Raw genomic sequence first — 23,050 nt, 5'->3', positions numbered from 1 at the left:
GCGCCGGATACCAGCGCGGAACGACATCGTTTCGCCACGGCCAGGCGATAAGATCGCGTCCCGACTTGCGAACGCCGAGTCTTTACTACGATCGGGTACGGCATCGTTTCGCAGGAGGGGCCAGTGACGAGCGATCAGCGGAGCACGACCACCCCGGCCGTCCCGCCAGCACGGACTGCCCCGGCACCGGCACCGGCCAGCCCGGCAACGGCCAGCCCGGCAACGGCCAGCCCGGCAACGGCCGTTCCGGCGGCGCGGGCCGCCCCGGCGTCGACGCGGACGCAGCGCTTCCCGGAGCTGCTCGCCACCGTGCTCGACCTGCTGCGCGAGGTGGGCTACGACCGGCTGACCATCGACACGGTGGCCGCCCGGGCCCGGGTCAGCAAGGCCACCGTCTACCGGCACTGGCCGGGCAAGGCCGAACTGGTCGCCGCGGCTCTGCTCGAGCGCCACGTCGACCGGCGCATCCCCGCCGACACCGGCTCGCTGCGCGGCGACCTGCTGGAGCTGCTCCGCGCCACCGCGGCCATCTGCACCGCGGACAGCGACCTCATCCAGGCGTTGACCCTGGCCATGCGCACCACCCCGGAGCTGGAAAAGACCATCCGACAGCAGGTGATGCCGGCCGGTCGCGTCCTCAGCGTCGCCGTCGTCGTCCGCGCCGCCGCTCGCGGCGAGATCCCGCCCGAGGCCGGCGAGCGCGATCTCTTCCACGACCTCGCACCCGCCATGGTGATGTCCCGGATCCTCGCCCACGGGCTCCCCGCCGACGACACGTTCCTCACCCAGCTCGTCGACCAGGTGCTGATTCCCGTTCTGCGGTACCGCGCCGACTGACGCGGGGGCCCGCCCGCGCACCGACACCCCTTCACGGAGGGCTCCACCATGCCCGGATCCACGTCCAGCGTGCCCGCCTCGCCCGGGGCGACGGCCGCCTCCGCGCACCCGCGGCGCTGGGTCGCGCTGGCGATCATCGCGTTCGCCCAGCTGATGGTGGTCCTCGACGCGACCATCGTGAACATCGCCCTGCCCAACGCCCAGGTCGACCTCAACATCTCCGACGCCGACCGGCAGTGGGTCGTCACCGCCTACACCCTCGCCTTCGGCGGCCTGCTGCTGCTCGGCGGCCGGATCGCCGACTACTGGGGCCGCAAGCGGACCTTCCTCGTCGGCATGGTCGGCTTCGCCCTCGCCTCGGCCCTCGGCGGCCTGGCCGGGAGCGGCGGGTTGCTCTTCGCCGCCCGCGCCCTCCAGGGCGCCTTCGGCGCGCTGCTCGCCCCCGCCGCGCTGGCCCTGCTCACCGTGCTGTTCACCGAGACGAAGGAGCGGGCCAAGGCGTTCGCCGTCTACGGGGCCATCTCCGGCGGCGGCGCGGCCGTGGGCCTCCTCCTCGGCGGCGTGCTCACCGAGTACGCCAACTGGCGCTGGTGCCTGCTGGTCAACATCCCGGTCGCGATCATCGCCCTCGCCGCCGCCATCCCGCTGGTGCCCGAGAGCCGCGCCCACGGCGACACCCGGTACGACGTACCCGGCGCCGTCGTGGTCACCGCCGGCCTGGTCTCCCTCGTCTACGGGTTCACCAAGGCCGCCGAGGACGGCTGGGACGCCACCGCCACCCTCGCCTTCATCGCCGCCGGCGTGATCCTGCTCGCCGTGTTCGTGGTGATCGAGCTGCGTTCCAGCCACCCACTGCTGCCGATGCGCATCCTGCTCGACCGCAACCGGGGCGGCGCGTACATCGTCTCCACGCTCGTCGGCGCCGGCCTGTTCGGGGCGTTCCTGTTCCTCGCCTTCTACTTCCAGGTGGTGCTCCAGTACACCCCGCTGGAGGCGGGCCTCGCCTCCCTGCCCGTCACCGCCGGCGTGCTGGTCGCCGCCGCCGCGGCCAGCGTCCTGCTCCCCCGCATCGGCGCGAAGCCGCTGATGCTGGCCGGCGCGGTCCTGGCCGCCGCCGCCATGCTGCTGCTCACCCAGATCGACGTGGACACCTCGTTCGTGGCCCACCTGCTGCCCGCCCAGGTCGTCCTCGGCATGGGCCTCGGGTTCACCTTCGTGCCGGTGTCCAGCCTCGCCCTGGTCGGGGTGCCCGAGCACGACGCGGGCGCGGCCAGCGCCACGCTCAACGCCACCCAGCAGATCGGCGGGTCGCTCGGCACCGCCCTGCTGAACACCATGTACACCAGCGCGGTCGCCGGATACCTGGCCACCCGGGTCCCCGGCCCCGCGACCCAGGTCAACGCGCTGGTGCACGGCTACACGGTCGCGTTCGCCTGGGGCGCCGGGCTGATCCTGCTCTCCGGCCTGGCCACCCTGCTGCTGATCAAGGTCGGTCGGAAGGACATCCCGGCCGGCGGCACCGTACACATGGGTTGAGACCCGCCGGGGCCGGACTTTCCTCTTCCGGTACGCGCCGCGCGGCGACACCGACCCCGCGCGGTGGTATCAAGAACCGGAGTCCACGGAGGAGGGGCCGTGCAGAGCTTCGCCCGTTCGTTCGTCCGCAACCTCGTGATCTTCACCGTCTGCGGGGCGGCGGGGCCGGTCCTCCTCGTGGTGGGCGCCCTCGGCGTCAGCGAGGTCGGCTCGGGCGAGGGAGGCGTCCCGCTGGCCTTCCTCGCCACCGGCCTGCTGTTCACCCTCGCGATCCCGATCGGCGCCTTCCTGTTCACCCGGGCGCACTTCCGGGTGAACACCGACCGCAACCAGGTGCACGACGCGCACCGGCGCGACGACGACAGCTTCGCCATGTGGACCCCCACGGCCCGGATCCCGTTCCAGGACGGCTGGTTGGCCATGGCCGAGGTGCGCGAGGCGACGTTCGTGACGTACGGCCAGGACTGGGAGGCGACGTACCAGAGCTACGGCGGCGACCTCGACCCCGACGAGCCCAAGGCACGCATCCGGCTCAGGCTGCGGGTTCACCCCGAGGGCCGCGAGCCGTTCGAGTCGACGGCCACGTGGCGCGTGCCGTCCCTGTGCCTGGCGGCCGTCACCGCGGGGCGCCTCGTCGCCGTCGTCCACCCGGGCGTCCCCGCGAAGTTCGGCATCGACTGGCCGCGCAGCGCCCTGCTGTCGGGCGTCCGGCCCTGCCGGCTGGTCGGGCTCGACGGCCGACGCGTCGACCTGACCGGGCACCCGGATCTCCTCCTGGAGCGGATGAGAACCGCGAGCGCCACGGACCGGATCGCCCTGGACGGCGATACGATCGACCTGCGACGCGTCGACCCCGCCGTGGCGGCGCGACTGCACAGCCTGGTCGAGCGGGCCGCGGCCGGTCGGCCGATGCCCGAGCCGGTGCCGGACGGCGGGGCCAGGTGGGTGATCGACCGCCTGCCCGGCGCGGAGGGGGCGTTCGGTGGCGTCGACCGCCGGTGGGCACGCCACGGCGGGCAGCTCGTCCGGGGCCGGTTCCTGGAGCTGCGGGGCACGAACACCTTCCAGTACGAGGGCCCGGTGCTGAAGACCGTCCTGCGGCTGTTCCCCGACGGCGGTGCCCCGTTCGACGTCGAGAAGAAGCTGACGGTGCCGATGAACTACCTCGCGCTGCTGCACCGGACGAAGCAGCTCGTCGTGCAGGTCGGCGGGGACCGGCGGTCGTACGAGATCGACTGGGAGCGCACCAACCTCGCCGCCGGCGTCGCCCCCGCCGTCGTGATCGGTCCGGACGGCCGGCGGTTCGACCTGGCCGGCCGGTTCGACCCCCTGCTGGCGATCATGCGGCTGCTCGTGGCCCACCGGGTGAGCATTTCCGGCACCGTCCTGGACCTCCGCGACCGCCGCTCCTCCGCAGCGGCGGCGGCGGAGGTCATGGACGTGATCCGACGTACCCCGCTGAGCCTTCGATCAGGCTGAGCCGAGGCTCAGCCCTTCACGCAGACCACCTGCTTGAGGTGGGCGACCACCTCGACCAGGTCCTCCTGCTGGGCCATCACCTCCGTGATGTCCTTGTACGCGGCGGGGATCTCGTCGACCACCCCCGCGTCCTTGCGGCACTCCACCCCGGCGGTCTGCCGCACCAGGTCGGCCGTGCTGAACGTCCGCTTCGCCTGCCCGCGCGACATCCGCCGCCCGGCCCCGTGCGAGGCGGAGCAGTACGCGTCCGGGTTCCCCTTCCCGCGCACGACGTACGATCCGGTGCCCATCGAGCCGGGGATGATGCCGAGGTCCCCCGCGCCGGCCCGGATCGCGCCCTTGCGGGTGACCAGCACGTCCACCCCGCCGTACGTCTCCTCGGCGACGTAGTTGTGGTGGCAGCTGATCGGCTCGTCGAAGCCGACCTGCGGGAGCGCGTCACGGACCACGTTGCAGAGCACGGCCAGCATCACCGCGCGGTTGCGGCGGGCGTACTCCTGCGCCCACCACAGGTCCCGCCGGTACGCCGCCATCTCCGGCGTGCCGGTGAGGAAGACCGCCAGGTCCCGGTCGGGCAGCTCGGCGTTGTGCGGCAGCCGACGCGCGACGCCGATGTGCCGCTCCGCCAGCTCCTTGCCGATGTTGCGCGACCCGGAGTGCAGCATCAGCCAGACCCGGCCGTCGTCCGGGCCGCCCTGCTCCAGGCAGACCTCGATGAAGTGGTTGCCACCGCCGAGGGTGCCCATCTGCCGCTGGGCCCGGGTCTCGAGCTGGGCCACCCGCTTGTCGAGGGTGCCGAAGCGCTCCCAGAAGTCGGCCCAGCCGCGCTGCTCCAGCCCGCGTACCCGGCGCGGGTCGATCGCGGTGTCGCGCTTGGCGAAGCCGACCGGGATGGTCGCCTCGATCGCGGACCGCAGCCCGGCGAGGTCGTCGGGCAGGTCGGCGGCGGTGAGCGAGGTCCGCACCGCCGACATGCCGCAGCCGATGTCCACGCCGACGGCGGCCGGGGAGACCGCCTGCCGCATCGCGATCACCGAGCCGACGGTGGCGCCCTTGCCGAAGTGGACGTCGGGCATCACGGCGACGCCCTCGACCCAGGGCAGCGCGCCGATGTTGCGCAGCTGCCGGGCCGCCTGCTCCTCGATGGCGTACGGGTCGGTCCAGACCCGGACGGGCGCGCGGGTGCCCGGAAGCGGGGTGAATGCCATCGTTCTCTCCTCGTTCGTTCTCGTCTTCTCCGGGGCGGCTGGCCGGGTTCCGTTCTCGTCTTGCCCGGAGCGGCCGGCCGGATTCGAACCGGCGGTCTTCACCGTGGCGGGGTGACGCGCTGGCGGGCTGCGCCACAGCCGCGAGGCCGGCCCACCGGTGGCGGGACGGGCGTTGGCGATATCGGTCCGGCGGGCGGGGCCGGGGACGAAAAAGCCGCCCGGTCCCGGACTCGGGATGGGCGGCTGCGCGTGTCGCGCTGGCGCTATCCGCGCCACCACCCGGATTGTCGGCGCTGACACCGGCCGAGGGTCTGCCCGCCGGTGAGCAGCGGGGCACCGCCGCGCGGCGTGGGCCGCGAGGTTGTGGTGCGTTTGCGCTGCGACACGACATGCTCCCTGGATCAGCTCGGGTTGGCCTTGCCCGATGAACGTAGGCGAGGGCCACGACGACCGCAATGGATATCCGGCTGTCCTCGGCGCCCACCGGCATGCCCGCCCGACACCCGGCGGGTTGGTCGGGCGATCAGAGCCAGCCGCGCGCGGACGCCTCGACGCCGGCCTGGAACCGGGTGGTGGCACCCAGCCGGTCGATGACGGACGCGATCCGGCGGGTGGCGGTGCGGGCGCTGACCCCGAGCTGGCGGGCGATGGCCTCGTCCTTGAGGCCGGCCCTGAGCATCTGGAGCAGCAGCAGATCCTCGTCGCTCGGCTTGTCGTCGGCCGGCGGGTGGGCGCCGGCGAGCGGTGTGGCCCGACCCCAGTACGCCTGGAACAGTTCGATCAGCGCGTCGAGCAGCCCCGAGGGATGGATCAGCGCGAGGTTGTCGTAGGCCCCGCCGGTGAGCGAGACCGCCGCCACCCGCAGGTCCATGATCCGCAGTTTGAACGGCAGGCTGGGGAGCATCCGGGCCTGCTCGCCTGCCTCGGCGAGCCTGCTCAGCACCTCGAAGCGGCCCGGACGCCCCATCGACTCGGGACAGTAGACGGTGCGGATGTCCACCCCCCTGGCGATCAGGTCCTCGGTCTCCGCGATCTCCACCTCGTTGGTGTCGGGGGTGCCGTGCACGTGCTTCATGTATGGCGGCCGGTCGAGCACCCACAGGTGGGTGCGCACGGACCGGGTGAGTTCGTCCATCCGGCCGTCGACCGTCTCCCAGCCCGACAGCACCTCCACCCAGCGCCCCGGATCGCGGAGCCGAGCCGTCTGGAACAGTCGCGCGAGGTCCGTGACCGCGGTCTGCACGCCGTCCAGCGCCGCTTCCGTCTCCAGCCGACGCCGGGCGACGAGCGCCGTCAGTGCCGCCTGCGGCCCCATGGCCTCGTATCTTCCGGGCGCTGTCCGTCTCAGCAGGCCGAGCCTGCCCAGCCGGGCGACGGCGCTGCGTACCCGGGCGATGGTGACGCCCAGGGTGCCGGCGCTCTCCGACAGTGGTTGGTCGGGCTGGATCAGCAGCAGACGGTAGATCTGCTCGTCGAATTCGCTGATGCCCAGTGCGCCCAGCACCGGATCGTTGCGCACATCCCACCTGCCCTGACCAGGTCACCGACGCGTGGCGCGATTCGCCACGTGGCCGAAGACGTCATGAAGATATCTCGACTTATTTGGCCCTGAGACGTTCACTACTCACCATCCCACCTGGCGATCTTGCCGGCGTGGGCAGGCTCTCTTCATCTCCAATCCCCCCAAAGAGGAGCAATGGCCCGTAGGATCCGACAAACCTCCCGCTACGGCGCGGCGGTAGCTGCTGTGGCCCTGGCGATCACGATCAGCCCGGTCCCGGCGTCCGCCCAGCCGGAGCCACCGGCGCTGCCGAGCGTCCTGCCCGCGAGTGCCGGGGGCAGCGAAACCTACATCGTGACCCTGGCCGACAAGCCGCTGGCGACCTACGAGGGCGGGGTCGCCGGCATCGCCGGCACCAAGCCCGGCAAGGGCAGGAAGGTGGACGTGGGCGCCGCCAACGCCCAGCGCTACCGCAGCCACCTCACGGACAGGCACGCCAAGGTGGCGCGCAGCGTGGGCGCCAAGCCGCTCCGGAGCAACTCCGTCGCCTCGAACAGCTTCGTCGCGGAGCTGACCCGGGCGCAGGCGATGAAGCTGCTGGTCACCGGCGGCGTGGTCTCCGTGGTGCCGGACAAGCTGCTCAAGACCACCGACGACCGCAACTCCGTCGACTTCCTCGGTCTCTCCGGTCGCAGGGGCGTGTGGTCCAAGCTCGGCGGCACGGCCAACGCCGGCAAGGGCGTCGTCGTCGGTGTGATCGACACCGGGGTCTGGCCGGAGAGCGCGTCGTTCACCGCGCCGGCGCTCGACGCCACCGCGCCCACGGCAGCCAACCCGTACCGGCCGTACCGTCAGGGCACGGCCACCGTCATGCGCAAGTCCGACGGCGGCACGTTCACCGGCACCTGCCAGACCGGCGAGCAGTTCGCCGCGACCCTCTGCAACGAGAAGGTCATCAGCGCCCGGTACTTCGGTGAGGGCTGGATGAAGCAGGTTCCCGCAGAGCAGCGGAAGGACTACATCTCCCCCCGGGACGCGCAGGGACACGGCACCCACACCGCCAGCACGGCGGCCGGGAACGCGGCGGTCCCGGTGACCGAGCGAGGTGTCAGCTTCGGGGAGATCTCCGGAGTCGCGCCGGGCGCGGCGATCGCGGTCTACAAGGCCCTCTGGCAGAGCACGGACGACAGCAAGACCGGCGGGCAGTCGTCGGACATCATCGCCGCCATCGACCAGGCGGTGGCCGACGGCGTCGATGTGATCAACTACTCGGTCGGTGGTGCGTACGAGTCGTCTCTCAGGGACCCGATCCAACTCGCCTTCCTCAACGCGGCGGCGGCTGGCGTCTTCGTCTCCGCGTCCGCCGGTAACTCCGGGCCGGACCCGTCGACGATGGACAACACCTCACCGTGGCAGATGACGGTCGGCGCCAGCTCGGTCGCTCCGTACCCGGCCAGCGTGGAGCTGGGCAACGGCGCCCGCTTCAACGGCACCAGCACGACGGTGTCGGCGGCGTTCGGACCCAAGCCCCTGATCGCCTCCCGGGCGGCGAAGGCCGCCGGCGTCGACGACGCCAACGCCGACAACTGCATGACCGGCAGCCTGGACCCGGCGAAGGTGGCCGGCAAGGTCGTCGTCTGTCTCCGTGGCGTCATCGCCCGGCCGATCAAGTCCGCCGAGGTCAACCGGGCCGGCGGCGTCGGGATGGTGCTGGCCAACCCGAACGACCAGGACCTCAGCGGTGACCTGCACAGCGTGCCGACCGTGCACATCAACTCGCCCGACACGCAGGCCGTGCTGGACTACGCGGCGACCGTCGGCGCACAGGTCACCCTGCTGCCGACCGGCCCGACCATGCCGTACCCCCAGATCGCGGCGTTCTCCTCGCGCGGTCCCTCGGAGAGCCACCCGGACCTCCTGAAGCCGGACATCGCCGCGCCCGGCGTCGCGATCCTCGCGGCGGTGGCCCCGCCGGCTGCAGAGGGAATGAACTTCGACTTCTACTCCGGCACCTCGATGGCCGCGCCGCACATCGCCGGTCTGGCCGCGCTCTACCTCGCGGAGCACCCGGACTGGTCGCCGGCGCGGGTCAAGTCCGCGATGATGACCACCACCTTCGCCACCAAGACCGCCACCGGGAAGCGGAGCAGCGATGTCTTCGCCCAGGGCGCGGGGCACGTCGACCCGGCCAAGATGCTCAACCCCGGCCTGGTCTACGACGCCTCGGAGAACGACTGGCTGGGCTACCTGGAGGGGCTGGGCGTACGGACCGGTTCGGGGGTCGCGCCGATCCGGAGCAGCGACCTGAACTACCCGTCCATCGGTGTCGGCGAGGTCTTCGGCACCCGGACCGTCACCCGCAAGGTCACCGCCGTCACCCCCGGCGTGTACCAGGCCACGGTCGACCTGCCCGGGCTGAAGGTCAAGGTGAGCCCGTCCACCCTGCGCTTCAAGAAGGCGGGGGAGACCAAGGAGTTCACCGTCGCCATGCAGCTCACGACGGCTTCCGCCGGCGTGCCGGCCATCGGCTCGCTGACCTGGCGGGGTGCCGGCGCCGTCGTACGCAGCCCGATCGTGGTGACCCCGCAGAGCGTGCTCGCGCCGACCGAGGTCCGGGGCACCGGCGCCGCCGGCTCCGTGTCCTTCGAGGTGACCCCGGCGCTCAAGAAGCTCCCGATCACCACCTACGGGATGGTGTCGGGGCCGCTGACGCCCGGCACGGTGAACGTCACCGACGTCTGGGGCAAGGACTTCCCGGTCACGGTGCCCAAGGGCACCAAGGCCGTCGAGTTCACCGCACGCGCGGACAACCCTCAGGCGGAGGTCGCCCTCGTCATCTTCCGGGTGGTGAACGGCAGTCTGGTCTTCCATGACTGGACCGTGCCGGGCAATGACATGCGCCTCACCTTTGCGAGGCCGGAACCCGGCCTGTACCAGATGACGATCATCACCCCGGAGGACCTGCCGGGAACCACGGAAACGCCCTTCAAGGTGCAGGCGAACCTGGTCACCGGCCAGGGTGGCGTCGGCAAGCTGACGGTGTCCCCCAAGAACCCCAAGGTCACCCCGGGCACCCCGCTGACGGTCACCGCGAAGTGGTCGGCAGTGCCCGCCGGGCGGCACACGGGCTACATCGAGTACCCGAACGGTGTCGGCACCATCATCAGCGTCAACTGACCTGATGCCGTACGGAAGGCGGGGCCGGACAGCATCGTCCGGCCCCGCCTTCTCAGGTCCACGGCCCCGCAGCGCCGGCACAGGTCCGAGGGCCCGCAGCGGCGGCCGAAGGCGCGCCGGGGCGGTCGGGTCCCGGTCAGGCGAGCGCGATGTCCTCGCCGACCGGCTCGGTCACGTGGTCGAGGAAGGGGAAGCGGGCGCGCAGCTCGGCGAACCCCGCGCCGCCGCGCCAGGCGTCGGCGATCCGCACGACCTGGTCCAGGTCGGTGGTGTCGCCGTCGGCCCGGGACCCGTCCGAGCCCGAGATGTCGACCATGAAGTAGCGGGCCTGGGATCCCAGCCCCACGCAGATCGTCCCCCGCTCGGAGATCAGCTCGGCGCACGTGAACCGGCTCCGCCCCTGCTCGGGGGCGCTGATCCGGCCCACGTCCACCTGACACCGGGTGGCGGTCAGGGCCAGCGCGGACGCGAGCCCGCCCAGCTCGACCAGGTCGGGGTAGAGGCGCACACCCAGGGCCGTCGACACGTCGCTCATCACTGACTCCCACTTCCTTGTGACAGGTCCAGCAGCGCGGACGTTACAGCCTGGTAAACCTTTGATCTAGGGTCCTGGCCGCCCCGGAACAAAAACGTTCCTCCGTGGCCGGTCCCTCCCCGGGACGCCGCCGCACCGGCCGGCGACCGGGCGCGGCGGCGGTTCAGACGCCGACCGCGCCGTCGACGGCTTCGCGCAGGAGGTCGGCGTGGCCGTTGTGCCGGGCGTACTCGTGCATCATGTGCAGCATCACCAGGCGCAGCGACACGTCCTCGCCCCACCGGGGGTTGTGGGCGACGACGTCCAGCGACCCGGCCTCCCGCTCGATGCGCCGGGCGTGTTCGACCTCCCGCCGCCACGCCTCGAACGCCTCGGACGCGCCGGCGGTGCGGGCGTCGTACGCCTCCTGGTAGTCGCCGGTCTCCGACCAGACCAGCGGGACGTCCTCGCCGCCGATCACCCGGCGGAACCAGTTGCGCTCCACCTCGGCCATGTGCCGGACCAGGCCGAGCAGGCTCAGCGTGGACGGCGGGGACGACTGCCGGCGCAGTTCCTCGTCGGTGAGACCCTCACACTTCACGGCGAGGGTGGCGCGGTGGAAGTCCAGGAACGCGCGCAGCATCTCGCGCTCGTCGGCGATCAGGGGCGGTCCGATCCGCTCGGTGGTCATGTCCGGGTCCTCTCCGGTCGCCGACGGCCCGTCCCACGGGGTCGGCGGGCCGGAGGCCGCCGAGGGGCGATGCTCTCGCCGGGCGAGCCTAACCGCCGGAGCCGCCAGGGCCGGCCGGCGCGGTCGGGCAGGGCCCGCCGGGTCAGCCGGACGGGCGGGCCACGGGAAAGTCGAAGTACGTCTCGGGGTACGGCTCGTCGTCGTACTGGTAGTGCCACCACTCACGCGGATAGTTGGTGAACCCGCCGGCGGCCATCAGCCGCTTCAGCAGTTCGCGGTTGTCCCGGGCGGCTCCGGTGACCCGACCGTCGGCGGTGTGGGCACGCGGGTCGAAGCAGTCGAAGCCGGTGCCCATGTCGACGCTGTTGTCCGGGAAGCGGTCGCCCTTCGGCGCGGTGCAGGCGACCAGTGGCTCGCCGGGGACGTAGGGGCGTTGGCCGGCCGGCGGGTCGTCGACCAGGGTCAGGTCGACGGTGCTGCCCCGGCTGTGCGCGGTGGGCGCGCCGAGGTAGCCCTCGGCGAACAGCCGCGACTTGGCCACCCCGGGGTAGAACTCGGCCTTCGTCTGCTCCTCGTCGGGGCGCTTCGCCCAGGCCACGAAGTCGTCCACGGCGGGCTGCGGGCGGTAGCAGTCGTACACCTTGAGGCTGTGGCCCGTCGCACGGGCGGCCTGCTGCACCCGGCGCAGCGCCTCGGCGGCGGGCCGGGTGAGCAGGCACAGGGGCTCCCGGTACCCGGCGATCGGCCGGCCGACGAAGTTGTGCGCGGTGGCATACCGAATGTCGGACCCGATGCTCGGATCCACATCGGACAACACCACGAACTCCCCCCGCACCCCCACCTCGCCCCCGCCCGACGCGGACGCCCCGACCCCGGACGGCCCCGACCCGGAACACCCCGCCAACAACACCGCTCCCCCGACGACGGCCCGTCCCAGCCCTCCGACCACCCACCGCCAACCCCCCACCCGCCCCGCGGCGGTGATCAAGAGGTTTACGTCAGGCCTGATCGCCAATTCCGACGTAAACCTCTTGATCGATCCGCGAGGGAGGCCTGGGCAGGAGGAGGTGGGTCGGCCCTCGGGGGCGGGGAGGGGTGTACGGGCCGGCCGGCGTCGCTGTCCCATGCACACCGTTCTAGCAGCATCCGGCCTGTTTCACGGCCAACCGGTGGGATCCCGCTCCGGGATGGGGTGGGGTGGCCGAGCGCGTCCGCACCGCCCGGCGGGCCCGCCGACACTCACCGCCCACGGGCCGCCCGGCGGATCTCCACCGGCAGCGCGGGCGCGCCGTCGACCGGGGCCGGGTCCTCGGCCGTGGGGGCGATCCCGCCGGCGGCGATCCGGTCCAGGGTGGCCAGGCCGGCGGCGTCCACCTCGCCGAAGATGGTGTAGTTGGGGCGCAGCGCCGAGTTGGCGTACACCAGGAAGAACTGGCTGCCGTTGGTGTCCGGACCGGCGTTGGCCATGGCGAGCACACCCCGGGCGTACACCTTGCGCACACCCGTCGGGTCCGTCGGCGCGGGCGGCAGGTCGGTGGGCAGCTCGTCGGCGTACCGGTAGCCGGGCCCGCCTGAGCCGGTGCCCGACGGGTCGCCGCACTGGAGCACGCTGAGCGTCGGGTACGCGGTCAGCCGGTGGCACGAGGTGCGGTCGTAGAACCGGTGCCGGACCAGGTGCAGGAAGCTCTGCACCGTGCAGGACGCCTGCTCGCGGTCCAGGGTCAGCCCGATCGGGCCCTGGTTCGTCCGCAGCGTGACCCGAACGGTGCCGTGACCCGGCGTCCGCCGGGGATCGGGCGGCAGCGGGACGGGCCGGGCGGCCGGCTCGTCCGGCGTCTCGGTGTACGCGCACGGCCCCGGGGTCGTCCTCGGCGGCGCGGCGGCGGCCGGGGCTGCCACGGCGGCGACGCCGCTGCCGCCGACGAGGGCGGTGGCGAGCAGCGCGACACCGGTGAGGCGGGACAGCGTACGCGTCCTGCGGGGGTGGGCCGGCAACGGCGGGACCGGCTGCCGACGGGATGACCTCGACACGGGCGTCCTCCTGGGCTGTTGAATCCAGAAAGATCGCAGTCTATGGATTCGGCGGTCCTCCTGTCGACGGCGACACGCGAAGCGGAGCGCGGCAGCCAGGGCGCGCCACCGCCAGGATCGTCACGCCGGGTCCCGGTGCCCGCCGAGCGGGCCCACGGCCCACCCCCGGCGGCGGCACTCGGCCAGCAGCCGGGGCAGGGCGGCGAGGCTCGCCCGCCAGGCCCCGGGGGCAGCGGCGCAGTCCGCGTCGTGCAGCAGGACGGTCCCGCCGCCGGCCAGCCCGGCGGTGACGGTGTCGAAGACCGAGTCGGCGCTCGCCGTCGCCGTCCAGTCCCGGCCCCAGCAGGTCCACAGCACCGGCGTCAGCCCCAGCCGCGCGCTCGCCACCAGCGCCGGGCCGGTGAGCACCCCGTACGGTGGGCGGAAGAAGCGGGGGGTCAGACCGCTGGTGGCCTCGACGAGCGCACGGGCCCGGGCCAGGTCCCGGTAGGTGGCCAGCGGCCCCCTGCGCAGCAGGTTGCGGTGGGCCCAGCCGTGGACGGCCACCTCGTGCCCCCCGGCGGCGATCTCCCCGGCGAGCCGGGGCGACCGGGCGAGCATCGTGCCCAGCAGGAAGAACGTCGCCCGCACCCGGTGCTCCGCGAGCACGGCGAGGAACCGGGGGGTGGACTCGGGGTCGGGCCCGTCGTCGAAGGTCAGGGCGATCCGCCCCGGCCCGCCTGTCCCGGCGAGCCGGGGGAACAACCGACGGCGTATCGCCGGCACCGCGGTGACCGACGGGGCGAGCTGGGCGGCGGCGAGCGCGACGGTGGCCACGCCGACCAGCGCGGTGGACCGCCTTCGCGGCGGACGTCCGGCAGAGGCGATCACCGGCGGCCCGTCCAGCGGATCGACGGCAGGACCGTGGCCAGCACCGCGACCGCCTCGCCCACCGCGTCCAGCACCGACCTGCGGCGGTACGCCTCGGACGCGGCGACGGCCGGCGGCCGGACAGCCACCTCGGCCACCAGGCCGGCGGGGTCGGCACAGCGGGTCATCCCCCCGTAGGCCGACTCCGGGCCGGACGTGGACAGCGCGGCCAGCACCCGGCACAGGTGGTCGGCGGACGGTGCCAGCCGGGTCAGACCGGCCTCGGCGAGGATCGCGGCATTCACCCGGCCGTGACCCGGTATGGGGCGGTAGGTGACCACGGGCAGTCCGCAGCTCAACGCCTCCTGGCAGGTCAGCCCGCCCGCGTTCTCCACCAACACGTCGACCGCCCGCATCAGCGTGGGCATGTCGTCGACCCAGCCGAGGGTGTGCTGCGTGGACCGCCGCAGCCGCCGGCGCAGGGTTTCGTTACGGCCGCAGACGACCACGGTACGCACGCCGTCGACGGCGGCGATGTCCGCGACCGTCGCCTCGATGTCACCCACCCCCCACGCCCCGGCGACGACGAGCGCCAACCGGCCCCGCTCCGGGAGGCCGAAACGCCGCCGCGCCTCGCTGCGGCTCGTCCCCGTGGCCGTTTGGAAGCCGATCGACACCAGCGGCTCGACCGTCCGGACGTCAAGGTCGGGGGCGGCCGTGCGGGGGCGGGCGTGCGGCAGGGCGCAGTAGAGGTCGACGCCCGGCGCGACCCAGGTGGGGTGGATGACGAAGTCGGTGACGTAGGTGACCAGCGGGACGGCCAGCCCGCCGCCTCGACGCAGCGGCCCGAACAGCTGGTTCGCGAACGGGTACGTGGTGACGACCGCCCGGGTGCGTGGTGGGACGGCCCGCCGGGCCCGTCCCCGCAGCGGCGTGAGCGCCCCCCGCAGCACGGCGGCCACCAGCCGGGACCGGCCGGTGACGGCGAACAGCGCGTCGTAGCCCCACGGCGCCCAGCGCAGGACACCCCGGTACGCCTCCCGACAGATCCACCGCACCGGGCGCGGCAGCAGGTCGAGGAGGTTCACCCGGTCCACGACAAAGCCCTGGTCGGCGAGCCGGCGCGTCAGTTCGGCGGCGGCCGTGTCGTGGCCGGCGCCGACATCGGCCGACACCACGACGATCCGCCCCCGGTGCTCCGCGGTCACCGCCCGCGCTTACCCGCCGGACGCGGGTTGACTCCCCCGGCCCAGGCCGGGCGGACACCGCGCCGCGCCCGGCCGTCCTACTCCGGTGGCGTCAGCCGGCGGAGGCTCAGGCCCGACGGCGGCGGCGACGCAGGAGCACCACGGTGAGCAGCGCGGCCACGACGACGGCAGCGGCGGCGGCCCCCACGACCACCGGCCACGACGCGGCCCGGTGGGCGGCCACCGCCCGGGGCGCGGGCGAGACCGCCGCTCCGGGCGACGCGGACGCCGACGGCGAGCCGTTGGCGACCGTCACCCCCGGGGAGACGAGACGGCCCACCGAGGCGTCCCGGGGCAGCGAGAAGCCCCAGTCCAGCAGCGTGGCGCCCTGTTCCCAGCCGCGCATCGGGCTGGGCTCGGCCCCGAGCAGGGTGACCACCAGCCGGCGTCCGCCGCGCTGCGCGGCGCCGACGTAGGTGTGCCGGGCGTAGTCGGTGAAGCCGGTCTTCCCGCCCAGCGCCCCCGGATAGCGGTAGATGAGCTGGTTCTCGTTCTGGATCTGGAAGCCCTTCTTCCGCAGCGCCGGCTGGGCGGGGATCCGGGTGCTCTCGGTCAGCGCGTACCGGCGGAAGGTGGGGTCGGCGAAGCAGGCACGGGCGATCAGCGCCAGGTCGTACGCGCTGGTGAACTGGCCGGGGCCGTCCAGCCCGGAGGGGGTGACGGCGTGGGTCTGCAGGGCGCCGAGGCGCGCCGCCTCGGCGTTCATCGCCCGGACCCCGCCAGCCGCCCCGGCCGGGCCGCCGACGAGCCGGGCCAGCACGTTGGCCGCCTCGTTACCGGACTGGAGCAGCAGCCCGAGGAAGACCGTCTCGACGGTGTAGCGACCGCCCTCCAGCAGTCCGACGGCGGAACTGCCGGGGGCGATGTCGAGGTCGGCCTGGGTGACCGTCACCACCTGCTTCGGGTCCAGCTTCGGCAGCGCGGTGGCGGTCAGCAGCAGCTTCTGCACGCTGGCCGGGGTGGCGTACCCGTGCGGGCCGCAGCCGCCGAGCACCGCTCCGGTGTCCAGGTCGGCGACCAGCCAGGAGGTGGCGGTGACCGCCGGCGGCGGGGTGGCCCCGGCCGGCGCGACGAGGCCCGGCGCGGCCAGCGCCGCGCCGCCCACCGCCTGCTGTTCCGGCACCGACGGCGGGGGTGTCGGCTTCGGGGAGCGCGGCACCTTCGGCGCCACCGCCTTCGGGCAGGGCACCGCCGCGTTGGCCCGGCCGGCCGGCGCGGCGGCGGCCGGGACGGCCGGGACGGCACCGGCGAGGAGGACGGCGGCAGCGGCGGCCAGCACCGGAGCTCTCATGCCCAGCACCCTAACCGGCAGGGTCCGGCACCGACGGGCGGGCCACGCGCGCGCCGGACCGCGCCCACAGCCGCCGGTCCGCCACCGCGTCCGCCGTCCCGCTTACGCGCTGTTTGAGACTCTTCCGCCCGCTCCCGCCGCTGACCACGCCGTATTGCCGCCCAAGTTTCAACGTGCGGGTCAATGAGATGATTGAACCGGCCAGGCCCAGCACCAGCAACCGGGCGGGGTTCACCCTGCCCACGATCGCCCGAAGGGTTCGCATGCAGCAGCCGACTCGGACCGTCGCCGACAGCCACGACATGATCGAGGTGAGCGGTGCCCGGGAGAACAACCTCGCGTCCGTCTCCGTGGACATCCCCAAGCGACGCCTCACCGTTTTCACCGGGGTCTCCGGCTCCGGCAAGTCCTCGCTCGTCTTCGGCACCATCGCCGCCGAGTCGAAGCGGCTGATCAACGAGACCTACAGCGCCTTCCTCCAGTCGTTCATGCCCAGCCTGGCCCGGCCGGACGTCGACTCGCTGCGCAACCTCAGCGCCGCGATCATCGTCGACCAGGAACGGATGGGGGCGAACTCGCGCTCCACGGTGGGCACCGCCACCGACGCGTACGCCATGCTGCGCATCGTGTTCAGCCGGCTCGGGCAGCCGCACGTCGGGGCGGCCGGCGCGTTCAGCTTCAACCTCCCCGAGGGGATGTGCCCCACCTGCGAGGGGATGGGCCGGGTCTCCGACCTCGACGTGCACGAACTCGTCGACGTCGAGCGGTCGCTCAACGACGGGGCGATCACGGTGCCGAACTTCGCGGTCGACTCCTGGTACTGGCAGTCCTTCGTCGCCTCGGGCCTGTTCGACCCCGACGCCAAGCTCCAGGACTACACGCCCCAGCAGTGGCAGGACTTCCTCCACAAACCGGCCACCAAGCTGAAGGTCGGCGGCGGCAACCTCACGTACGAGGGCCTGGTCGTCAAGGTCCGCCGGCTGTACCTGAGCAAGGACAAGGAGCCGGCCCAGGCGCACATCAAGGCGTTCGTCGAGCGGGCCGTCACGTTCACCACCTGCGGCGACTGCGGCGGCGCCCGGCTCAACCAGGCCGCCCTGTCCTCCCGGATCGCCGACCGCAACATCGCCGAGTGCTCCGCGATGCAGATCAGCGACCTGGCCGCGTTCGTCCGGGGTGTCACCGACCCGTCCGTGGCGCCGCTGGTGGCCAACCTGCGCGACCTGCTGGACTCGCTCGTCGAGATCGGCCTGGGCTACCTCAGCCTCGACCGCGAGTCGGGCACCCTGTCCGGGGGCGAGGCGCAGCGGGTGAAGATGGTCCGCCACCTCGGCTCCAGCCTCACCGACGTCACGTACGTCTTCGACGAGCCGACGGTCGGGCTGCACCCGCACGACATCGCCCGGATGAACGGCCTGCTGCTGCGGCTGCGCGACAAGGGCAACACGGTGCTCGTCGTGGAGCACAAGCCGGAGACCATCGCGATCGCCGACCACGTGGTCGACCTCGGCCCGGGAGCCGGTCCGGACGGCGGCCGGGTCTGCTACGCCGGCGACGTCGCCGGGCTGCGCCGCTCCGACACCCTGACCGGCCGGCACCTCGGCCACCGGGTCAGCCTGCGCGAGCAGGTCCGGCCGCCCGCCGGGCAGTTGCCGATCCGCGGCGCCGACCTGCACAACCTGCGCGACGTCAGCGTCGACGTGCCGCTCGGGGTGCTGACGGTGGTGACCGGCGTCGCCGGTTCCGGCAAGAGCTCGCTGATCCACGGCTCGCTCCCCCGCCGCGCCGGGGTGGTGGTCGTCGACCAGTCCCCGATCCGCGGGTCCCGGCGCAGCAACCCGGCCACCTACACCGGCCTGCTCGACCCGGTACGGGCCGCCTTCGCCAAGGCCAACGGGGTCAAGCCGGCGCTGTTCAGCGCCAACTCCGAGGGCGCCTGCCCGGCCTGCAAGGGCATCGGGGTGATCTACACGGACCTGGCCATGACGGCCGGGGTCGCCTCCAGGTGCGAGGAGTGCGAGGGCCGCCGGTTCACCCCGAAGGTGCTCACGTACACCCTGCGGGGGAAGAACATCAGCGAGGTCCTCGCCATGTCGGTGACCGAGGCCCGGGACTTCTTCCCCGGCGGGCCGGCCCGGTCGGTGCTGGACCGCCTCGCCGACGTGGGCCTGAGCTACCTCGGCCTCGGCCAGCCGCTGACCACCCTCTCGGGGGGCGAGCGGCAACGACTCAAGCTGGCCATCCACATGGGCGAGAAGGCGCACACCTACGTGCTGGACGAGCCCACCACCGGCCTGCACCTGGCCGACGTCGACAACCTGCTGGCCCTGCTGGACCGCCTGGTGGACGCCGGCAACACCGTGGTGGTCATCGAGCACCACCAGGCGGTGATGGCGCACGCCGACTGGATCATCGACCTCGGCCCGGGCGCCGGCCACGACGGCGGCCGGGTCGTCTTCACCGGCACCCCCGCCGACCTCGTCGCACACGGTGACACCCTGACCGCCACCCACCTGCGGGAGTACGTCGCCCAGTGAGGTCCGGGCCGGGTCCACCGACGGTGGGCCCGGCCCGTCGTCGACGTACCCGCGACCGGGCCGGCCGGCGGGCGGAACCTAGCGGCGGCCGGCGTCCAGCACCGTCTTGATCCGGGTGACGGCCGCGCCGAAGGCCTTCTGCGCCGCGTCGAGTTTCTGTACCGCCGAGAGGAGAACCTGGCCGTTGTTCTCGTCCACGGCGCGTTGACAGTCCCGGGCGCTCTGCTCCAACTCGGTGATGTACGTCCGCCAGTGCGACTGGGCCTCCACGTCGGGGATGCGGAAGTAGGCGCGGGCGTCCCGCGCGAGCCCGCCGAGGCCCAGACAGTGGGAGTGGATGATGGAGCTGTCGAGCTTGGGCTTCCCGGAAGCGTCGGGGGTGGGCGCTTCCAGGTATCGCGCGAAGTCACCCGCTTCGACCGGGAACCGCTTGAGGAGGTCGGTCCCGCCGTACTGCATCCAGGCGGTCACCTGCCTCGCCCTGATCTCGACGGACACCACCTGGGGGTCGGCGGCGCTCAGCCGTCGCGGGGCCGTGGCGTCGAATCCCGTCGAGCGCTCGGGTGCGGGGTGCGCCACCTCCAGCGCGACGACTCCCAGCGTCGCGGCACACAGCACGCCCACGCCGATGCGGCGGATGGCCAGCCCGCCTCGTCGGCGGGCCCGCGACGGCACGTCTGTCGCACGTCGCGCCGTGCAGCGCCACGCCGCGCGGACTGCCGAAACACCCGCCGTCGACAGCACGGCGACGATCACGGCGAGCACGGGCCCGGCCGTCAGCACGAACGGGATCTCCTGCCACAGCGCGTCGGCGGGGCCGCGGTGACAGGTCGCCCGGATCGTGTCGAGCGGCCCGAGGCATCCGTCCAGGGAGGCGAGGACCATCAGCCCGGCGGCACCCACCACGGTCGCGGTCTGGGCGGCGATGAGCGCCATGATCAGCCGATAGCGCGTCGTCGACACGCTCGCGACGACGACGGCGGCGGCCGTTGCCGCCGCCACGAGAGCCACGAGCGCCCACGCGAGGTAGATCCAGACGTGGAGGAGGCCGCGCTGCCCGGGCGGCGGTTGCCAGGCGTGCAGATACGCCATCACCGCCGCGACGGCGACCCAGCAGGCCGCCCCCGTCAGCAGGCCCGGCAGCACGGCCCGCCGCAGCGGTGGCAGGGCTTCCCCGGTGGCCTGCGCGTCGTCGACGGCCCCGGCCGGAGCACCGCTCTCCGGGGCGGCGGACGCGGCGACGGCCGGACGGACCGTCCAGGCCAGCAGCGGTACGACCCACAGTGCGGCGAGCGCCGACAGTTCGAGGGGACGATCGGGCAGGGTGTGCAGCAGCGATCCCACGGTGGCGATCACCGACAGGGCGGCACCGTGCTCCGCGATGTCGCCGGGCGTCTGACCCCGCTCGAGCAGTTGGCGCAGGCCCACGCTGTCGAACGGCCACCCGTACGCGAAGAGCAGGCCGTTGAGCCGCCACCACGCGAACCACGACGACAGCACCAGACCCGCGGCCGTCAGGGTCAGGGTCATGACCAGGCGGTTCGTCCGCCCCTGCCGCACCGAGGCCCACAGTCGGGCGCACTGCGCGGTCCACCACGCGAACGTCACTCCCACGAGCACGACCAGCACCAGGATCGCCGGCCGGGTGGGCAGCCACTGGAGAAGCGCGAGGTCGCTCATGACCAGATTGCCCGTCGCCATCCCGACGCCAAGCCACAGCCCCGCCCGCACTCCGGAGGGCACGGCCCGCGCGGTCAGCACGGCGTGGGTGACCGCCCGCCACAGCACGACGCCCACCGACCCGGTGACCAGCACCGCCGCGACGAGCGACATCCCCTGGAGCGCCCACGCGCCGGTCAAATCGCGTGACCCCAGGACGTCCGAGGCCTGAGAGGTGAACAGCCAGGCGGCGACCCCGGTCAGGAACATCGGCAGCGCACGTACGCCGAACAGCGCCGCGGGATCCGCCAGGGCGTCCCGACGCAGATCCCATCGCGGATGCGTCCGCCACAGTTCGGCGAAGCGGCCGACGATCCGCCTCGACCTGCCCCCGACCGGATCCGGTGTCGTGACCGCCCACGCCCGGGGCGCCGCGCCCCAGCGGACGGCGGCGAGGTCGGCGTAGACCTCACGGCTGCGCAGCACGTCCGCGCGGGCCAGGTGGACCAGTCCGACCAGGACGACCGTGAGCAGGAGCCCTCGGACGAACATGGGCAGCTCACCGACGAGGAGCGGCGATCCCACGGCGTTGACGAACATGGTCACGTAGATCGCCAGGTAAGGCAGGAGCACCATGCCGACGAACACCCGCCACAGGGCGACGGTGATGTAGGTGACGGTGACGTCGCCGTTGCGGACGTGGGCCAGTTCGTGCAGGAGCACCGCCCGGAAGCCGTCGGGGTCGGTGGTCCTGCGGGCGAGCAGGCCCCCGTGCAGACACAACGTCGGCCGGTGGTTGCGGCCGAAGACCACCGCGCCGGTCGCGGCCGTCCCCGGGTCCACGACGACGCGCGGCACACGCGCCAGTCCAGCCGCCGCCGTCAGCTCCTCCAACACGCGCAGGATCTCACCGTCGTGGTCGACCGCGGCCAGCGGGACGACCCGACCGCGCCGCGCCTTCCAGGCCGGCAGGCCGAGGAACAGTACGCCGGCGGCGGCCAGCAGCGCGGCCGGCCAGGCAAGGCTCCACCATCCCGGCACCGACGAGTAGCGTGCCACGCAGGCCTCGAAGGCATCCGCCTGGTCGAGGACGGCGGCCGTGGCCGTCAGGTCGCTGCTCCGGCTCGAATCCACGCCGGCGGCGAGTGAACAGCCGTTGCCGGACGAGTCACTGAACACCCAGAGCGTGCTGTCCATCATCGATGAGCTGGCCACCATCAGCAGGGCGATCAGTAACGCGAAGCGCAGGGTGGTGCCCGCAGCCACCACCCGCTCGCCGGCCTGCTGATGGGGTAACCCACTCACGCTGCCGTCCCCCCGTGCCGTCCGGGCCCGCCGCATCGGCGGGGCCGACCCGTCAACGACTGGACGAGCCTGCCGGCGAGCTCCACCTCCCGCGCGTATCGACATGTATACCCGGTAAATGCGGGCGTTGGCTGTCGGCAATCGGCATCGCCGGAGCCCGAACGGCGACGAGGCGGCCTCGCAGGCGCGGGACCCGGCCCTGGCGCCGCTGCGGGGCCGCGCCGGTCGGACCGGCAGACGCCGCTGGCCGGGCCCCCGTTCTCGGAGGCCCGGCCAATCGGCTGTTCGGTGGGTCAGCTGTTCCAGTGCTCGGCGACGAGGTCGGCGGCCTGCTGCTCCCACTGGGCGTAGTGGTCGGGGTAGGCGGACACCTGGACGGTCTGGGCGGCCTTGGTCAGCGGCATGTCCTGCCATCCGTCGACCTGCTTGAGGCCCTTGAGGAACGCGAGGGTGGAGTACTCGGGGTCGGTGATCTGCTCCACCGTGCCCCAGCCCGACGACGGACGCTGCTGGAACAGGCCCTGCGAGTCGTGGTCGTTGCGGTCACCCAGGTGACCCAGGTTCTCCAGCTTCGACTCCTGCAGAGACGTGCCGATCGAGATCACGGCGGCCCGCTCGTCCATACCGGCCTTCTTCGTCGCCGCCACGATCGCCCTCACGTTGGCGGTCTGCTCGCCGTCGAGGTCGATGCGGGACTGCTCACCCTGCACACCGTGCGGGATCAGCTTGCCCTTGTCCACACCCGGCTTGTCGGCCTGCACGGCCACAGCGGCCGGGACGGTCGACTCGACGGTCGGAGTGGTGGCGTGCTGCAGCGGACCGGCGGCCAGACCACCAGCGAACGCCAGACCAGCGATACCGAGAACGCTCTTACGCATGATCGTGTTCATCAGGGTGACTCCAATCGGGGGTCGACACACCCCACCCCAGGGGAAAAGGGTGGGCGTGTGAGCACCACGTCGAGGCGCCCAAAAGATCAGAAGGGGGAAAACCATCCGACAGCTCACCGCACCCGGGGGGGGTGCTGATGGCGGCGGGACCATGTCCAACGACCGGCGGCCCACCCACATTCCCCGACGAGGTCACGGGGGTTCGGGCAGCTCAGCAGCGGCGTGCGCTACTCGATCGTCTGCCATGTGTAACGACCCCGGGCCGGCCCATGTTCCGCCGGGAGGGTGTCGCCGGTCA

16 protein-coding genes and 1 tRNA gene are annotated in these 23,050 nt (G+C 73.0%); 5 read left to right on the top strand and 12 right to left on the bottom strand.

The window, feature by feature from the left end; all coding sequences use genetic code 11:
• Window positions 1–123 precede the first annotated feature (123 nt).
• The 3 genes from OG559_RS26645 (at window position 124) to OG559_RS26635 (ending at window position 3,852) form a co-directional block, all read left to right on the top strand.
• The gene (locus tag OG559_RS26645; RefSeq protein WP_405108521.1) at window positions 124–837 is read left to right on the top strand and encodes a TetR/AcrR family transcriptional regulator; all 714 of its coding nucleotides are present in this window, start codon (window positions 124–126) and stop codon (window positions 835–837) included.
• A gap of 48 nt (window positions 838–885) precedes the next feature.
• On the top strand, window positions 886–2,373 hold the full coding sequence (locus OG559_RS26640) for a DHA2 family efflux MFS transporter permease subunit (RefSeq protein WP_405108518.1): 1,488 nt from the start codon (window positions 886–888) through the stop codon (window positions 2,371–2,373).
• Between the two features lie 99 nt (window positions 2,374–2,472).
• On the top strand, window positions 2,473–3,852 hold the full coding sequence (locus OG559_RS26635) for a hypothetical protein (protein WP_405108515.1): 1,380 nt from the start codon (window positions 2,473–2,475) through the stop codon (window positions 3,850–3,852).
• Between the two features lie 8 nt (window positions 3,853–3,860).
• On the opposite strand, the gene OG559_RS26630 is transcribed toward OG559_RS26635, so the two are convergent.
• The 3 genes from OG559_RS26630 to OG559_RS26620 all read right to left on the bottom strand — a co-directional run bounded on the left by OG559_RS26630 (window position 3,861) and on the right by OG559_RS26620 (window position 6,579).
• Window positions 3,861–5,060 (bottom strand): RtcB family protein, encoded by a 1,200-nt coding sequence (locus OG559_RS26630; RefSeq protein ID WP_405108513.1) that lies wholly within the window; start codon window positions 5,058–5,060, stop codon window positions 3,861–3,863.
• Between the two features lie 68 nt (window positions 5,061–5,128).
• Window positions 5,129–5,202, bottom strand: a tRNA-Gly gene (locus OG559_RS26625).
• A 381-nt stretch (window positions 5,203–5,583) separates the two neighbouring features.
• Window positions 5,584–6,579, bottom strand: a complete 996-nt coding sequence (locus OG559_RS26620) for a hypothetical protein (protein ID WP_405108510.1) — start codon at window positions 6,577–6,579, stop codon at window positions 5,584–5,586.
• Window positions 6,580–6,756: 177 nt separating this feature from the next.
• On the opposite strand from OG559_RS26620, the gene OG559_RS26615 reads away from it, so the two are divergent.
• Window positions 6,757–9,738 (top strand): S8 family serine peptidase, encoded by a 2,982-nt coding sequence (locus tag OG559_RS26615; protein ID WP_405108507.1) that lies wholly within the window; start codon window positions 6,757–6,759, stop codon window positions 9,736–9,738.
• Between the two features lie 136 nt (window positions 9,739–9,874).
• On the opposite strand, the gene OG559_RS26610 is transcribed toward OG559_RS26615, so the two are convergent.
• From OG559_RS26610 to OG559_RS26580, 7 genes are all read right to left on the bottom strand, one after another.
• Window positions 9,875–10,273, bottom strand: coding sequence for a hypothetical protein (locus tag OG559_RS26610; RefSeq protein ID WP_405108504.1), 399 nt, complete (start codon window positions 10,271–10,273; stop codon window positions 9,875–9,877).
• A 163-nt stretch (window positions 10,274–10,436) separates the two neighbouring features.
• Window positions 10,437–10,943 carry a DinB family protein gene (locus OG559_RS26605; protein ID WP_405108501.1) on the bottom strand — a complete coding sequence of 169 codons (507 nt, stop codon included), beginning with the start codon at window positions 10,941–10,943 and terminating at the stop codon, window positions 10,437–10,439.
• A 142-nt stretch (window positions 10,944–11,085) separates the two neighbouring features.
• Window positions 11,086–11,760 carry a M15 family metallopeptidase gene (locus OG559_RS26600; RefSeq protein ID WP_405108498.1) on the bottom strand — a complete coding sequence of 225 codons (675 nt, stop codon included), beginning with the start codon at window positions 11,758–11,760 and terminating at the stop codon, window positions 11,086–11,088.
• A 422-nt stretch (window positions 11,761–12,182) separates the two neighbouring features.
• Window positions 12,183–12,938, bottom strand: coding sequence for a peptidylprolyl isomerase (locus OG559_RS26595; RefSeq protein WP_405116984.1), 756 nt, complete (start codon window positions 12,936–12,938; stop codon window positions 12,183–12,185).
• 156 nt (window positions 12,939–13,094) lie between these two features.
• The gene (locus OG559_RS26590; protein ID WP_405108495.1) at window positions 13,095–13,790 is read right to left on the bottom strand and encodes a polysaccharide deacetylase family protein; all 696 of its coding nucleotides are present in this window, start codon (window positions 13,788–13,790) and stop codon (window positions 13,095–13,097) included.
• A 50-nt stretch (window positions 13,791–13,840) separates the two neighbouring features.
• On the bottom strand, window positions 13,841–15,031 hold the full coding sequence (locus tag OG559_RS26585; RefSeq protein ID WP_405108493.1) for a glycosyltransferase: 1,191 nt from the start codon (window positions 15,029–15,031) through the stop codon (window positions 13,841–13,843).
• 106 nt (window positions 15,032–15,137) lie between these two features.
• Window positions 15,138–16,361 carry a D-alanyl-D-alanine carboxypeptidase family protein gene (locus OG559_RS26580; protein ID WP_405108490.1) on the bottom strand — a complete coding sequence of 408 codons (1,224 nt, stop codon included), beginning with the start codon at window positions 16,359–16,361 and terminating at the stop codon, window positions 15,138–15,140.
• A gap of 263 nt (window positions 16,362–16,624) precedes the next feature.
• Here OG559_RS26580 and OG559_RS26575 point away from each other — a divergent pair, with 263 nt between their 5' ends.
• Complete coding sequence (locus tag OG559_RS26575; RefSeq protein ID WP_405108487.1) at window positions 16,625–18,898, top strand: ATP-binding cassette domain-containing protein; 2,274 nt, start codon at window positions 16,625–16,627, stop codon at window positions 18,896–18,898.
• Between the two features lie 78 nt (window positions 18,899–18,976).
• On the opposite strand, the gene OG559_RS26570 is transcribed toward OG559_RS26575, so the two are convergent.
• Window positions 18,977–21,862, bottom strand: coding sequence for a M48 family metalloprotease (locus OG559_RS26570; RefSeq protein WP_405108485.1), 2,886 nt, complete (start codon window positions 21,860–21,862; stop codon window positions 18,977–18,979).
• A 293-nt stretch (window positions 21,863–22,155) separates the two neighbouring features.
• Window positions 22,156–22,752: a hypothetical protein gene (locus OG559_RS26565; protein WP_405108483.1), complete on the bottom strand. Its 597-nt coding sequence runs from the start codon at window positions 22,750–22,752 to the stop codon at window positions 22,156–22,158.
• Window positions 22,753–23,050 lie beyond the last annotated feature (298 nt).

The organism is Micromonospora sp. NBC_01405, from assembly GCF_045040155.1.
GTDB lineage: Bacteria > Actinomycetota > Actinomycetes > Mycobacteriales > Micromonosporaceae > Micromonospora.
This window is presented reverse-complemented; position numbering and strand designations above follow the sequence as displayed.

What these genes read in the sequence shown, in the direction of transcription:
- OG559_RS26640 (WP_405108518.1), top strand. Translation starts at nt 886, where the DNA reads ATGCCCGGATCCACGTCCAGCGTGCCCGCCTCGCCCGGGGCGACGGCC.
- OG559_RS26605 (WP_405108501.1), bottom strand. Translation starts at nt 10,943, where the DNA reads ATGACCACCGAGCGGATCGGACCGCCCCTGATCGCCGACGAGCGCGAG.
- OG559_RS26575 (WP_405108487.1), top strand. Translation starts at nt 16,625, where the DNA reads ATGCAGCAGCCGACTCGGACCGTCGCCGACAGCCACGACATGATCGAG.
- OG559_RS26610 (WP_405108504.1), bottom strand. Translation starts at nt 10,273, where the DNA reads ATGAGCGACGTGTCGACGGCCCTGGGTGTGCGCCTCTACCCCGACCTG.
- OG559_RS26630 (WP_405108513.1), bottom strand. Translation starts at nt 5,060, where the DNA reads ATGGCATTCACCCCGCTTCCGGGCACCCGCGCGCCCGTCCGGGTCTGG.
- OG559_RS26580 (WP_405108490.1), bottom strand. Translation starts at nt 16,361, where the DNA reads ATGAGAGCTCCGGTGCTGGCCGCCGCTGCCGCCGTCCTCCTCGCCGGT.
- OG559_RS26565 (WP_405108483.1), bottom strand. Translation starts at nt 22,752, where the DNA reads ATGAACACGATCATGCGTAAGAGCGTTCTCGGTATCGCTGGTCTGGCG.
- OG559_RS26615 (WP_405108507.1), top strand. Translation starts at nt 6,757, where the DNA reads ATGGCCCGTAGGATCCGACAAACCTCCCGCTACGGCGCGGCGGTAGCT.